Raw genomic sequence first — 14,774 nt, 5'->3', positions numbered from 1 at the left:
ATTTGCGGCCTATTTATATATCTAAGATAAGTTCTATAACCCTAACGCATACTTCAGCGCCAGTTTTTTTGCTTCTCCGGCGCGCTGTGCCGCCATCAACCCAAGATTCCTAACTATTTTCAATCCCGGTAACTTTTCACTAAATGCCATATAAAACACATCCATTCCAGCTTGCATAATTAAATTATCAGGCAAACGACGGCGTTGATAACGTTTTAATACATCAAGGGAATGCCAAGGCTGTATGTATTCACGCGCGTAAACCACTTCTTTCAGCAGAGCATCAACATCTCGGTAGCCTAAATTCACCCCCTGCCCCGCTAATGGGTTGATGGTATGGGCTGCATCGCCAATCAGTGCTAATCCGTCCATCACATATCGACTTGCATGGTGGCGGGTCAGTGGAAATGCCCCGGAAGCTATCGCCGTAATCGGCCCTAAACGTTCAGGAAAGGCTTCAGAAACCGCTCCAGTTAACTGTTCCATTGACATACCTTGTAAACGCCTAATCTTTGCGGGACTGTCATACCAGACTAATGAAGCCCAATTATCATACAGAGGTAAAAATGCCCTAGGCCCTGAAGGGAAAAACTGCTGCCATGTTTTATCTTGCTGAGGCTGCTGTGTTTGAATGCTAATTAACATGCATGATTGGCGATACTGCCAGCCTCGGCTGCCAATCCCTGCCATTTTGCGGACTTGCGAGTTCGCACCATCGGCGCCGACGACAAGCTTAGCCTGCAAAGTTCGGCCATCATCTAATGCTAACATCCACTCTTTTTGCTGCTTAGATTGATATAAATTGATAAGTCTCGCAGGACAGACAAGGTCTAGATTGCTGTATTTTTCACATTCTTGCCACAATGCAAGTTGTAACACACGGTTTTCTACCATAAAACCGAGTTCAGGCAACCCAAGGCTCTGAGCATCGAAAACCACATTGCTATCGGGCTCTTCCCATGTTTCTAACTGGCGATATGGCGCACTCCGCATTGCTTTCACATGTTGCCAAGCACCTAATTGTTCCAACAATTCAACAGAAGCGCGGCTAATCGCAGAAATACGAACATCAGGAGCACTTTGTGAGTCAAAGGCCGCAGGTTGTGCTTTTTCAAGCAAAGCGACTCGCATGCCTTCTTGAGCAAAGCCCAATGCTGCTGCCGCGCCAGTCATACCTGCGCCAACGACGACAACATCATAAGATTCGATTAATTTATTCATACGTTCGCTACTATTTACTGTTTAATAAAGGTCTCTGTTTAATAAAGATTATTATTTGATAACAGTGACCACGTTGATAAAGGTATTGTACCGAAAAATGATGATTCTCACAGGAAATATAGGCATTGAAGACTTAGAGGTCATTGGTTTCCCTCTTCTTTATAACCTTACAAATAGTGTATTTTACTGAAAACACTTTAATTTGCACAAAAAACAACCACAATTTTGCAACATCCTCTGGTCACTGATGCCGCAAATGAATACAATACGTGCTAATTTTAAAACAATAGGCAAATTGCCTGCCCTTAGATTTCGTGTAGTGATATTATTTTAAATATCTTTGCATTTATCCCATCATACAATGATGTCCTTAATCAAAATGCATGCGACTTCCCAAATATAAAGGGTAGGACTTTGGATTTACAACGCGTTTCGGAGTCCATTACACTAGCCGCTTCGAAAACACCGGATATACGACATGTCGACGAATAAAAAGCTATACATTAAAACTTGGGGTTGCCAGATGAATGAGTATGACTCATCCAAAATGGTTTCTTTATTAGAAAATACCCATGGTTATCAACTCACTGAAGTTGCAGAAGAAGCAGATTTATTACTGCTTAATACCTGTTCAATTCGTGAAAAAGCACAAGAAAAAGTCTTCCATCAACTTGGTCGTTGGAAATTCTTTAAAGACAAAAACCCTGACATTATTATTGGTGTAGGCGGCTGTGTCGCTTCACAAGAAGGGGATTTTATTCGCCAACGTGCGCCAAGCGTTGACATCGTTTTCGGCCCGCAAACGTTGCACCGTTTGCCTGAGATGATTAACCAAGTTCAAGGTACGCGCAGCCCAGTTATCGATATCAGCTTCCCTGAAATTGAAAAATTTGATCGGTTGCCAGAACCTCGTGCTGAAGGCCCAACCGCATTCGTTTCGATTATGGAAGGCTGTAACAAGTATTGTACTTTCTGCGTAGTGCCTTACACCCGTGGTGAAGAAGTTAGCCGCCCTTGTGATGATATTCTATTTGAAATCGCGCAGTTAGCTGCACAAGGTGTACGTGAAGTTAACTTGCTAGGTCAAAACGTGAATGCCTACCGCGGTGAAACCTTTGATGGTGAAATTTGCTCATTTGCAGAATTACTGCGTTTAGTCGCGGCTATCGATGGTATCGACCGTGTGCGCTTTACCACTAGCCACCCAATTGAATTTACTGACGATATCATCGAAGTCTACCGCGATACCCCTGAATTAGTCAGCTTCTTGCACCTCCCAGTGCAAAGTGGCTCAGACCGCGTCCTGACCATGATGAAACGTGCACACACCGCACTCGAATATAAAGCCATTATTCGCAAACTGCGTGAAGCACGCCCTGGTATTCTAATCAGTTCAGACTTTATCGTGGGCTTCCCCGGTGAAACAACCGATGACTTCGAAAAAACCATGAAACTGATTGCAGACGTGAATTTTGATATGAGCTACAGCTTTGTCTATTCCGCACGTCCTGGCACGCCAGCAGCAGATTTACCTGACGATGTAACTGAAGATGAGAAAAAACAGCGTCTATACTTACTGCAACAGCGTATTAATCAGCAGGCGTTAAGCTTCAGCCGACAAATGGTGGGAACCGTTCAACGTATCTTAGTTGAAGGAACATCACGTAAAAACGTCATGGAGCTGTCTGGACGTACTGAAAATAACCGTGTGGTAAACTTTGAAGGCACACCGGATATGATCGGTAAATTTGTGGATGTCGAAATTGTGGATGTCTATACCAACTCATTACGCGGTAAAGTCATTCGTACAGAAGACCAAATGGGTCTTCGCGTTCATGAATCGCCAGAGTCTGTTATTGCACGTACCCGTAAAGAAGATGAGCTAGGTGTTGGTAGCTTTCAACCCTAAGCCGCAACCATAGGATATTCAGTGACCGAGACAAAAAATTTGCAAATCGCAACACAAGAGATCTTTCTAGAACCCGCAGATAACCAGCGTTTAATGAGCCTCTGCGGGCCATTTGACGATAATATCAAGCAGCTAGAACGCCGTCTTGCTATCGAAATTAATCGCCGTGATAACCGTTTTAAGTTATCGGGTAAGCCACTGAATGTTCAAGCGGCAAGCAAAATTTTGCGTCAACTGTATGTCGATACCGCGCCCGTGCGCGGTGTGATCCCTGATATCGACCCTGAAAACATTCACTTAGCCATTATGGATAGCCGCGTTTTAGAGCAATCTGCCGATAGCGTTCCTGACTACGGTAAAGCGGTGAATATTAAAACTAAACGTGGTGTGATCAAACCACGCACCCCAAATCAAGCGCAATATATCGCCAATATTTTAGACCATGATATAACGTTTGGCATTGGCCCTGCGGGTACAGGGAAAACCTACTTAGCGGTCGCAGCGGCTGTAGATGCGTTAGAGCGCCAAGAGGTTCGTCGTATTTTGCTCACCCGTCCAGCGGTTGAAGCAGGCGAGAAACTGGGTTTTTTACCGGGAGATCTCAGCCAAAAAGTCGACCCTTACCTACGTCCACTTTATGATGCGCTATTTGAAATGTTAGGCTTTGAAAAAGTTGAAAAACTGATTGAGCGTAATGTTATTGAAGTCGCGCCGCTGGCCTATATGCGTGGCCGTACGTTGAATGATGCTTTTATTATTTTAGATGAGAGCCAAAACACCACCATCGAACAGATGAAAATGTTTTTAACACGTATTGGCTTTAATTCCAAAGCGGTTGTGACGGGTGATATTACTCAGGTTGACTTACCTCGCGGTAGTAAATCAGGGTTACGTCATGCCATTGAAGTGCTTTCTGAAGTGGATGATTTAAGCTTTAATTTCTTCCACAGCGAAGACGTGGTTCGCCATCCCGTCGTTGCAAAAGTCGTCATGGCTTATGAAGCATGGGAAGAACAAGACAATAAACGTCGCCAACAATTACGTGAAGAAAAAGAACAACAAAAGCAATTTGAAAAGCAGGAAAACCTATAAATGAGTGGCATTGACATCATTCTCGATTTACAAATTGCGTGTGAAAACCCTGATGGTTTACCTTCGGAAGCCGAGTTTCAGCGTTGGTTAACCGCTGTTTTACCTAAATTCCAAGCGCAAAGTGAAGTCACTATTCGGGTAGTTGATGAGCCTGAAAGCCATCACTTGAACTTAACCTATCGTGGCAAAGACAAACCGACTAACGTGTTGTCATTCCCCTTTGAAGCTCCGCCAGAAATTGAGCTGCCTTTGCTCGGTGATTTAATTATTTGTCGCCAAGTCGTTGAACAAGAAGCTATTGAGCAACAAAAAACGGCAGAAGAACACTGGGCGCACATGGTTGTTCATGGTTGCCTTCATCTTTTAGGCTATGATCATATTGAAGATGATGAAGCTGAAGAAATGGAAGGTTTAGAAACCGAAATTCTCGCTGAATTGGGCTATGAAGACCCATACCTTGCAGAAAAAGAGTGACCTAACTATAATTTTTTGAGATGTCTTTCTTATAGAAAGCATTACTTTACAAAAAATTGACGGTTATTTTGCAGATAAACCGTCAATTTTATGCTAAAAAAGAATCCAGTAAGCTGTTTTTATTAACTAACCTAAGCTCCAAATACTTTAACTTGGGCTACTTTTGCACCAAGTGCAGCCAACAACGCTGCAGTTCGAGATACGACGAGTGAATACTCTAAATAATTCGAATTGCAGCTAGGCGGCCAGCGAGGCTTATCCCTAGAAGCATACACAAGTATGTGACTAGGGTAAGTGGGTGCAGCCAACAACGCTGCGGTTCGAAGTATGACGAGTATTTTTTTGAGGAATATTAAATTAACCGCCATGAGCGACGATAACTCTTCGAGTAGCGATAACCCTGGTCCTAAGAAAGGGTTCTTTGCACTGTTAAATCACCTATTCCATGGTGAACCTAAAAATCGTGATGATTTAGTCGAATTAATCCGCGACTCTGAACAGAACGATTTGATCGATCCTGATACCCGCGAAATGCTTGAAGGGGTAATGGATATCGCGGATCAGCGCGTACGCGACATTATGATCCCGCGTTCCCAAATTGTTACCTTAAAACGTAATCAAACGCTTGATGAGTGCCTTGATGTCATTATTGACTCTGCTCACTCACGCTTCCCTGTTATTAGTGAAGACAAAGACCATATCGAAGGGTTATTGATGGCAAAAGATTTACTGCCATTTATGCGTACCGACGCAGAGCCTTTTAGCATCGATAAGGTATTACGCCAAGCGGTTGTTGTCCCTGAAAGTAAGCGAGTAGACAGACTACTCAAAGAATTCCGCTCTCAACGCTATCATATGGCTATCGTGATCGATGAGTTTGGTGGCGTTTCTGGTCTAGTGACCATTGAAGATATTTTAGAGCTCATCGTAGGCGAAATTGAAGACGAATATGACGACCAAGACGATGTTGATATTCGTCAACTCAGCCGTCATTCATATTCTGTCCGAGCCCTTACACAGATTGAAGATTTCAATGAAGCCTTTGGGACTCATTTTAGTGACGATGAAGTCGATACCGTCGGTGGCCTCGTTATGCAAGCCTTTGGACACCTGCCTTCCCGTGGTGAAGTCATCACGATAGATAACTACCAATTTAAAGTTGCTATGGCTGACAGCCGCAGGATCCTTCTGCTTCACGTAAAAATCCCAGACGACGCGCCAGTTCCAACTTTGGAAGAAGAAAAGACTTAATGAACTCAACGTCTATTTATCAAAGTCAGCGGTTGCGGTTACTACTGGCTTTAATTTTCGGAGCCAGTGGAACACTGGCTTTTTCGCCTTTCGACATCTGGCCTGCCGCACTGCTTTCTATCCTTTTCCTCCAACTACTGACCTTGCAGCGTACAGCCAAACAATCTTTTGCTATTGGCTTCGCTTGGGGATTTGGCTTATTCGGTAGTGGTGTTAACTGGGTTTACGTAAGTATTGCCGATTTTGGTGGCATGCCGGGCCCTGTAAACGTATTTATTGTTATTTTATTAGCCGCTTACCTTGCGCTTTATACTGGCCTATTTGGTGGTTTACTGGCTAAGCTTGCTCCTAAAGCCAATATTTGGCGTTTCGTTTTTATGGCGCCAGCTCTCTGGCAAGTCACTGAATTTCTGCGTGGTTGGGTATTAACTGGCTTCCCATGGCTACAATTTGGTTATAGCCAGATTGATGGGCCGATGAAAGCACTCGCCCCTATATTTGGGGTAGAAATGATCACATTGCTTTTATTTAGCATTAGTGGTCTGTTAGTACTCGCTATCCTACGTCGCAGCTTTATCTCGCTCGCTGTTGCTGCTGCCTTAATTTTTGCCCCATTAATCGCCAAAAATGTACAGTGGTTTACCCCCCTTGAAGGCAAGAAAATGGAAGTGGCATTGGTTCAAGGCAACATTCCCCAATCAATGAAGTGGGAAGCCAGCTTCTTACAAAAAACCAAAGACACCTATATGGAGCTCTCTCGCCCTTATATCGGAAAAGCGTCTTTGATTATTTGGCCTGAATCAGCGGTGCCTTCTGTTGAGCTCGATAACCAAACGTGGCTTAAATCTCTCGACCAATTATTGGCAGAGTCAAACACCCAGTTAATTACTGGAATTGTGGATGCACGCCCGATAGACGGTGAATATACTTTTTATAATACAATCATTGTATTAGGAGATAAAAACCCGTATTTATATCCATCTAAAAACCGCTATAACAAACACCATTTAGTGCCATTTGGTGAATATGTACCTTTAGAAGATTTGCTGCGCCCTATCGCACCATTCTTTAATTTGCCGATGTCAGGTTTTAGCCGTGGCGATTATGAGCAAGCGCAATTAGCGGTTGGTAATATTCATCTAACTGCCGCTATTTGCTATGAAATTATTTTAGGTACACAGGTCAGGGATAACTTTAAACCTGATAGCGATTACTTACTTACCGTCTCCAATGATGCATGGTTTGGTCAGTCTATCGGCCCATGGCAGCATTTCCAAATGGCGCGCATGCGTTCATTAGAATTGGGACGCCCATTATTACGTTCTACCAATAACGGGATAACTGCGGTGATCAGTGCAGATGGCTCAATACAAGATATGCTACCTCAATTTAAAACAGCGGCGCTTGCCACTGAAGTCACACCAACAACTGGACTAACACCTTACGCACGTTGGAGTCATTATCCGATGTGGGGAGTGGTCGTTATATTTGGTATTCTCGGTTTTGCTATGAATAGGCGCCAAAAATAACGATATTGGCCCCACCTCAGTACCTATCAATGAGGTGGGGTAATTGACTATGCAACCAGTAACCCTTGTAGATCCGCAATTTTCACTGTCACAATACAACCTGAATTGAATTGTAAGAAATCATCTTCAATGCCATCGGAAAAAATAACACCGTTATGGGGCATTAATGATTCAACGGCTAACGGGCTCCCTGGCTCAATCGTACCAAATACCCATCTCGTTCCTGTTGTTTTACTTAAAAATGGCTCCCTAACACTAAACTGTAATTTACTTTCTCCCCAGCCAAATCCTTTTGCCAACGGATGATTATTTCCCCCCATAATTGCCTGCGCACCCGCTAAAATAGATTGAAACCAACCTGTTGACCCAAGTCCTGTCGATATAATAATGCCAGAGGATGATTGAAACTCTTGCTCCCCATTCCAATTTAATAAATAACGTGCCGATGTGTGGCTTTTCGGACCAATAAATAAATCGTTCACCGCGAGTAGCGATTGCCCGTCATTGGTCGTTGCCTGGGCGAAAGTCACCATTTTTTGCTCTATTTTTCCTTTTAAGGTATTCATCACCACTTCCTGCAATTGGCCTATTTCAAAAGGAAGCAACTGACCATCCCACCGTTCAGGATCTGGATTAATAGCGATAACGGGTTGTCCGTTTAAGTACTTCAAGGTGTTCGCCACTAAACCATCTTGGCCAATCACGATAACAATATCGTGTTTAGAAAATTGGTAACTAGGTAATAATTTTCGTTCCAATAATTGAAATCTACCTAATGATTTCAATATCGATTCGGCTTGTATTAATTGGCGTTGATATAAGTCATGTTCATTTAAGTAGTCACTCACCTCAACATGGTTGTGTTCCAAGTAAAATTTAGCTTGAGGCCAAGTATTAAAGCGCTCAATCAATTCCTGCAAACGTGTTTTACGCATCACTAATACAAAACGTACGTCATTATTCCTTTGCATTATTTACCCCCTTTCTTCATTAGCTGGCCAAATAAATCAGGCGATATATTGAGCTCACCAATCTTACCGGCATTTTGTGCTAATGATTCGAATGCCATCGCCATCAATTGTTCTGGTCCCATTTTTGCTAACGCTAATGCTTTTAAGTTTTCCACCGGTAATTGGCTATAGGCTTTCATTTTAGATTCAATAGAGTAAGCATCTGCATCCGACTGTATGCGTTGGTTTTCAACACTAAGCGCAACCAATTCATTGCGTTTTGCTTCTGCATTCACTTGTGCGATTAACTCCTCTTGCTCGATTTCTGCTCGCTCTCGCAATATTTTCCGCTCATTATCAAGGCGCGCCTCTTCAATTTGTTGTTCTTTGGCTTGAACAGATAAGTCGGTTTCTAATTCCGCTTCTTTGATTGTGCGCTCTTGTTCGACAGAAAATTTGCGTCTTGCATAAATGGCATCATCAGCCTCTTTCAGTATGGATTCTCTCGCTTGTGCTTCTAATGCTTTAAGCGTTTCAGGTAACGGTGCAATGGCTGAGATAGAAACATCCAAGATTTCAATACCTAGAGACTCTATGACCGCCTGCACAGCGAGTTGCTGGCTCACCAAAACAACTAATGATTGGCTAATTAATAATGCGTCCCGCAGTGAAGTGGTTTGTATTTTGGCTTGGATCACGGTTTGAGCCGCTCGCACGACTCGATCATTTAATTTAAGGGGGTCTTCTGAAGCGTAACTTTTCCCGTCCTTAGATAAGTTAAAATTTAAGACATCCGCTGTTTTTTCGGGCTGTTTTACCTGAAAAGAAATTTGCCCTTGAATACGTAAACTTTGGAAATCAGCTGTTTGTAAATTAAAAATAAATGGGGCTTCTTGTGCATTCAATGGAAGCGCCGCAATGGACGTTTTATCGGAGTTATACCAAAAACTGAGCCCCTTACCTTGCTTACGCACTTTCCCATTCACTGATTGAATAACAAAAGTCGATGAGTCTGCTTTGAAATATTTAAAGTTAATCATAGTGGATCCCTCATTATTGTCTTTATGACCTTAATTAATTATTGTCCTATAGACATTAATTAGTCAAGCAATAATTGTCTTAATGACATTAATTATTTTTTAGCGTATAGTTTATTCATCAATGCCAATCAGACTTTGAGTGATAACCAAATGAATGAAAAAGAATTTTTAGCTCACTACGATAGAAAAAAATTTCTATCACCGCTTATCACTGTCGACGCTGTAGTATTTACCTATCATGAAAACACGCTGAAAGTATTACTTGTCGAGCGCGCTAATTTTCCTGAAAAAGGAAAGTGGGGGCTGCCGGGTGGTTTTATTGATGAAACAAATGATAAAAATTTAGAAGAGACTGTTTTACGTAAGCTGAAAGAAAAAACGGGGGTTATTCCCCCCTATGTTGAGCAACTTTGTACAGAAGGAAACCACCAACGAGACCCTCGAGGCTGGTCTGTCACTGTTTGCTATACTGCTCTAATTGCTTACCAAGCCTGCGAAGCGCATATTGATACAGTGGATTCTGTAAAATGGGTCTCTATTGATGAAATTGATCAACTTTCTCTTGCATTCGACCACTTCAAACTCTATCAACAAGCGAGAGAACGTCTGAAGCAAAAATCACTCTACTCAATCGTTCCAGGTTTCGCACTCCCTGACGTTTTTACCTTAGCTGAGCTACAACATGTCCATGAAGTTTTGATTGGTAAGCCTTTGCAAAATAAATCGTTTAGGCGCCGACTCGAACAAGCGGATTTGTTGATTGATACCGGAGAAAAACGCCACGAGCGCGGCCGTCCCGCTAATTTGTATCGTTTAAAACCACAATCCGCGGATTACCGTTTTATTCGTAATTTAGAATTTTAGTAATTGATATGCCTGATAAATAAATATTATCAGGCGCTCTAATGAATGCTATTGGCAAATCGCAGGGGTCACAATATAGGTAAAAATGAGTTTGTTAGACTTATGATAATTATGCGTAATACCTTCGGGGAACATTTCATGCAATATATCCATGCCTGCATTTTTATCACAGTAGTTGCGGTTTAAAATCTCACGCATATTTTGCTGCCAGCTATCACCTTCCAATATGTTGTCAGGGATCCCTTTGATAGTATATTGGTAAAATAACATGCCATTTTTAGCAGTCACTTCCGTCAATAGTGTTACATCGTCGATTAACATAGGTAAGGATTTAGCCATATCAGACAGAAAAATGCCCCGTAACATCGTTGGGTCATCATCCCCTTTTGCATTAAATGCATTGATTTTATCTTCTGTCGAATTGGCTTTTATTTCATCATAACGCTGTTCTATTTTTGAATTTTTTATCGTTTCTGACGGCTGTTTCGTTGTTGTTTTTTCTTCCACCTCAGGGGAGCATCCCGTAATTAATACCGCACCTAGAAATAATCCAACCACTTTTTTAAACATAACCATCCCATTCACCTATTTTATTATTTATATAGCCGAATGAGTTTACCATAATGATAAATTAAACTTATAGGCAGAAAAGTCCCCTTTTTTAGGTCAAAGGGGATGGTAGAAAGTTAGAAGGATGCCAACCACATACGCATTTTTAGACCATAAGAGCTAGTCCAACCCGATGTAAAGCTAACTAATTCACCGTTATCAATCACCATAAATGTGGGAGTTGCGCTGACCCCAACCGCATTGGAAAGCTGACCGCTGGTATCGTTAATCACAGGAAACGTTAATTCCTTGTTTTCCATTCCCTTGATTAAGCGAGATGTTTCACCTGAGCGTATCGCTACTGAAATAATTGGCATACCTGATTGGCTTAATTCTGATACCGTTGGCGAAGTCAAATTACATACCCCACACCACGTCGCCCAGAAATAAACCAGTATTGGTTTTTCTTTGCTTAACTCAGCTAGAGAAACGCTCTCACCATTCACTAGAGTGTGCTGTTCCAATAATACGGGCGCAAGGGTTTGTGGCTTGCGCCATAAATCCATCACTGTAAAGGCAATAAATAAAATAATTGCCAAAACAATAATTTCTTTAGACCACTTTTTTAGTCTAGACATACGTTTTTAACCACTTAGTTTTCAAATAGCCCAAATTTAACGTATAGGAAAACAAAGCATTTAATCGAAATTAATGCTTTGTTATTAAGTTAAAATGCATTCTTTCCTAATTCGCTAATACTTTTCTAAGTAAATCTTAAGCTTAACTTTATCCTCTAAATAATTCGTGTTGTGGCTAGGCGGCAAGTGAAACTAAGCCCTAGTCACATACATCAGTATGTGACTAGGGTTAGTTAACGAAGCCAACAACGCCACAGCGCGAAGTATGACGAGGCGCAATCTATCCTCTAAATAATTCGCGTTGTGGCTAGGCGGCAAGTGAAACTAAGCCCTAGGAGCATACATCAGTATGTGACTAGGGTTAGTAAACGAAGCCAACAACGCCACAGCGCGAAGTATGACGAGGATAACGAGGATTATTTGAGCTTAGCGAGCTGCTCCTTCACTACCGCCTCAAACTGCTGTGCATCAATAGCACCTGGGATCAGCTCATCACCCACCAATGTTGCTGGTGTTCCATTCACGCCCAATTTTTCTGCCAATATCATATTAGTGCGAATACCATCACGGCTCTTATCACTCGCTTTCAATTTATCGTTGCCAGTAGCTTTGAGAGCATCTTTGATATTTGCATCTGATAGCATGCCCTGTTTTTGCATAAATTTGTGATGTAAAGCTTCAAATGCTTTCGGATCTTCTTGCCACAGTGTCATTGTTAACTGTGCTGAATCCATTGATGTTTGGCCTTTAAATGGTAAATATTTGATTACCACTACCACATCATTTGGATATTTTTTCACAATATCCATCAGTTGAGGGTCGAAACGCTTACAGAATGGGCAGTTAAAATCAGTAAAGTTAACCAAAACTAACTTGGCATCTTTTTTACCGATACGTGGACTGGTTGGGTCATTAAACAGAGCGTCCTGCTCTGCTTTTAAGGTTTCTTTCATTTGAGCTTGCTGTTTTTCCCCTTGTTTTGCTTGCAGGGCAACAATCGCTTCTTCCAAAATTTCTGGGTTTTCAACCAAAGTATCACGCACTAATTTACGCACTTGTGCTTCTTGGTCCGCACTCAAAGGTGCTGCTTGTGCTACTGACCCAATCATTAGTGACGAAAATAAAACAGCTAAAATTGTTTTTTTCATTTTGTGGCTCCTTTGGCCTGATTCATAACGGATATTAGCGATTCACGGTCAAGTATTGTTGACAGTACTTCGCCTTCGGCCAAGTTAGGGCCATAAATTTGATTAAATGGAACAGCAACCTGCCCACGTTTTTGTAAAAATGCCGTAATTTCAGGTGAAGGTTTGGTCCAATCACCACGTAAAGCAACAACATCGGGTTCACTAAGCAGCTGTTGGATATCATCCCTTAGCAGTACATTGTATTTATTTGCCTTACAGGTTACGCACCATTCCGCGGTGACATCAATAAATACACGTTTGTTATCCGCCAGTGCAGCCGTAATCGCTTGTTCAGTCAAAGGTTGCCAATTTACGGTATCTTTAACAAGAGAACGGCTACCGGAATGCTGTTCTTGTGTCATCCAAACAAACCCACCAGCAAAAGCGGCAAATAATATAAATGGTAAGATAGCCGCCCTTACACCGCGTTTTATCGCGATAAAGACCACTAATAGCACTAAGAAAACGACAGCAATCACGGTCGAGGTAGTGACACCAAAATGTGGTATTAATAAGCTAATTAACCATAAACTGGATACCAGCATCATTAACCCAAGAACGGCACGCAGCTTCAGCATCCACATACCAGGCTTTGGTAGTAAGCGAGAAATAACTGGGAAAGCCGCTATAAGTAGCCATGGCAAACTCATACCGACACCTAATGCCGTGAAGATCAGCCACAACTCTTCCATTGGCGCTGCCAGTGCAAAGGCCACTGCGGTGCCCAAAAATGGTGCAGAACAAGGCGTTGCCAGTAATGTCGCAAATACCCCTTGCCAAAAATGGCCACTGTTACCATGACCACCCGCTGTCGCCAAGCGTGTATTGGCCTTACTACCGAGGTTGATTTCAAATAAGCCAAATAAATTCGCAGTAAATAACGCCGTTACCAGCACCATAAAGCCGATAAACCATGGGTTTTGGAACTGAATTCCCCAACCGACAGCTTGTTGACCGACTCGTAATAACGTCATCAAGAGCGCCAGTAACCAAAAGGAAACTAGAATACCGAGAGAGGACAATAAAAACTGACGGCGAATGGTCTTTTGCTCACCATTAGGTACCATCAATACAGAGCCAAGTTTCATTGCTAACACCGGAAGTACGCACGGCATTAGATTAAGGATCAGCCCCCCTAAAAGGGCAAATAGCATCACCTGCCATAAAGAAGCACTGCTCACTTTAGACGCTATCGTGCCAGTAAATGGGCTAACTTGATGGCTAACTTGCTGTGAAATATCACCATCTGCAACAACAAAAGAGAGGGTTTTTCCGGTTAAATCGGGAGAATCGCCCCCCCAATCATCACCGACATCTATTGTTGCTGTTAAATGGTCACCTGATGTTTCTATAACAGGAACGCCTAGTGCCGCCCCTTCAACCACATCAGTGAAAATATTCGGTTGTTCCCACGCGTTGCCTGTGCTTTTCTGCAATTCAATGATTAGCTTATCATTCGCAAAACCAACTTTGGTTTGCTCAACTAAACCACTTGATGGTGGAACTGCACCTTTGGCTTGATTAAATGCCCAAGTAAAGTCAGCAGGAACAGGCTCTGTTAAATCGAGCTCAAACGGATAATCGGTTAAAATACAAACATTACTACACGTTGATAATGTTAACGTACCTTCAAGTTTATCCAACTTTTCATGACTTGTTACTGTAATGGGGAAGGCAATATCCCCCATGTAACCTTGAGTTGAAACACCTGCGACATCAAAGCGCCCTGGTGTTGGCCATTGCCAATCCGTTGCTTCAACAGGTGATGACCACACAATTTCAGGCGCAACGCCCCCTTCACCAGGTGAACGCCAATAGGTTTTCCAGCCCTCATCAAGCTTTACATCGAGCAAAATGTCGACTTTGCCATTTTCCTGCGCCGAACTTAATAACCTAACCTGCGCATGTCGTGGAGTGTTGTCATTCATCCACCCCGTATTCGCAGGTTGCAACCACCCCGTATCCGCAGCATATAAACTGCTCGAAAATAGTGCAAAAAATATAAAAAATGAATTAATTAAAAAACGCATTGTTTCCTCCAGAATAAATTACACAAACCAGTCCCTATTC

Annotated in this window: 13 protein-coding genes; 6 read left to right on the top strand and 7 right to left on the bottom strand. The window is 42.4% G+C overall.

Annotated features, from left to right (window positions below; all coding sequences use genetic code 11):
- Positions 1–33: 33 nt before the first annotated feature.
- Complete coding sequence (ubiF, locus tag PR809_RS18085; RefSeq protein ID WP_102138310.1) at positions 34–1,221, bottom strand: 3-demethoxyubiquinol 3-hydroxylase; 1,188 nt, start codon at positions 1,219–1,221, stop codon at positions 34–36.
- A 478-nt stretch (positions 1,222–1,699) separates the two neighbouring features.
- Between ubiF and miaB the strand changes: the two genes are divergently transcribed.
- The 5 genes from miaB to lnt all read left to right on the top strand — a co-directional run bounded on the left by miaB (position 1,700) and on the right by lnt (position 7,476).
- A complete protein-coding gene (miaB, locus tag PR809_RS18080) occupies positions 1,700–3,130 on the top strand; it encodes a tRNA (N6-isopentenyl adenosine(37)-C2)-methylthiotransferase MiaB (protein ID WP_094961811.1) in 1,431 nt (476 codons plus the stop codon).
- 39 nt (positions 3,131–3,169) lie between these two features.
- Positions 3,170–4,222, top strand: a complete 1,053-nt coding sequence (locus PR809_RS18075) for a PhoH family protein (RefSeq protein ID WP_166266537.1) — start codon at positions 3,170–3,172, stop codon at positions 4,220–4,222.
- Positions 4,223–4,696, top strand: coding sequence for an rRNA maturation RNase YbeY (gene ybeY / locus PR809_RS18070; RefSeq protein WP_094961810.1), 474 nt, complete (start codon positions 4,223–4,225; stop codon positions 4,694–4,696).
- Positions 4,697–5,062: 366 nt separating this feature from the next.
- Complete coding sequence (corC, locus tag PR809_RS18065) at positions 5,063–5,947, top strand: CNNM family magnesium/cobalt transport protein CorC (protein WP_206276534.1); 885 nt, start codon at positions 5,063–5,065, stop codon at positions 5,945–5,947.
- On the top strand, positions 5,947–7,476 hold the full coding sequence (gene lnt, locus PR809_RS18060) for an apolipoprotein N-acyltransferase (protein WP_206276531.1): 1,530 nt from the start codon (positions 5,947–5,949) through the stop codon (positions 7,474–7,476). The genes corC and lnt overlap by 1 nt, the downstream gene beginning before the upstream one ends.
- A 47-nt stretch (positions 7,477–7,523) precedes the next feature.
- Here lnt and PR809_RS18055 read toward each other — a convergent pair whose 3' ends face one another.
- Positions 7,524–8,447 (bottom strand): sugar kinase, encoded by a 924-nt coding sequence (locus PR809_RS18055; protein ID WP_102138307.1) that lies wholly within the window; start codon positions 8,445–8,447, stop codon positions 7,524–7,526.
- Entirely contained in the window at positions 8,447–9,466 is a 1,020-nt protein-coding gene (locus tag PR809_RS18050; RefSeq protein WP_166266301.1) for an SPFH domain-containing protein, read from the bottom strand. Before PR809_RS18050 ends, PR809_RS18055 begins: the two co-directional genes overlap by 1 nt.
- 150 nt (positions 9,467–9,616) lie before the next feature.
- Here PR809_RS18050 and PR809_RS18045 point away from each other — a divergent pair, with 150 nt between their 5' ends.
- Positions 9,617–10,330, top strand: coding sequence for an NUDIX hydrolase (locus tag PR809_RS18045; protein ID WP_166266298.1), 714 nt, complete (start codon positions 9,617–9,619; stop codon positions 10,328–10,330).
- Positions 10,331–10,378: 48 nt separating this feature from the next.
- On the opposite strand, the gene PR809_RS18040 is transcribed toward PR809_RS18045, so the two are convergent.
- The 4 genes from PR809_RS18040 to PR809_RS18025 form a co-directional block, all read right to left on the bottom strand.
- The gene (locus PR809_RS18040) at positions 10,379–10,906 is read right to left on the bottom strand and encodes a hypothetical protein (protein ID WP_094961806.1); all 528 of its coding nucleotides are present in this window, start codon (positions 10,904–10,906) and stop codon (positions 10,379–10,381) included.
- A 110-nt stretch (positions 10,907–11,016) separates the two neighbouring features.
- Positions 11,017–11,517, bottom strand: a complete 501-nt coding sequence (locus PR809_RS18035; RefSeq protein ID WP_166266292.1) for a protein disulfide oxidoreductase — start codon at positions 11,515–11,517, stop codon at positions 11,017–11,019.
- Positions 11,518–11,933: 416 nt separating this feature from the next.
- Positions 11,934–12,665 carry a DsbA family protein gene (locus tag PR809_RS18030; RefSeq protein WP_272524599.1) on the bottom strand — a complete coding sequence of 244 codons (732 nt, stop codon included), beginning with the start codon at positions 12,663–12,665 and terminating at the stop codon, positions 11,934–11,936.
- Complete coding sequence (locus PR809_RS18025; RefSeq protein WP_181489884.1) at positions 12,662–14,734, bottom strand: protein-disulfide reductase DsbD family protein; 2,073 nt, start codon at positions 14,732–14,734, stop codon at positions 12,662–12,664. The genes PR809_RS18030 and PR809_RS18025 overlap by 4 nt, the downstream gene beginning before the upstream one ends.
- Positions 14,735–14,774: the final 40 nt, after the last annotated feature.

Source organism: Providencia sp. PROV201, assembly GCF_028479545.1.
In the GTDB taxonomy this organism is placed as follows: domain Bacteria; phylum Pseudomonadota; class Gammaproteobacteria; order Enterobacterales; family Enterobacteriaceae; genus Providencia; species Providencia huaxiensis.
Note: the sequence above shows the minus strand (reverse complement) of the source record. Positions and strands in the feature narration are given on the sequence as shown.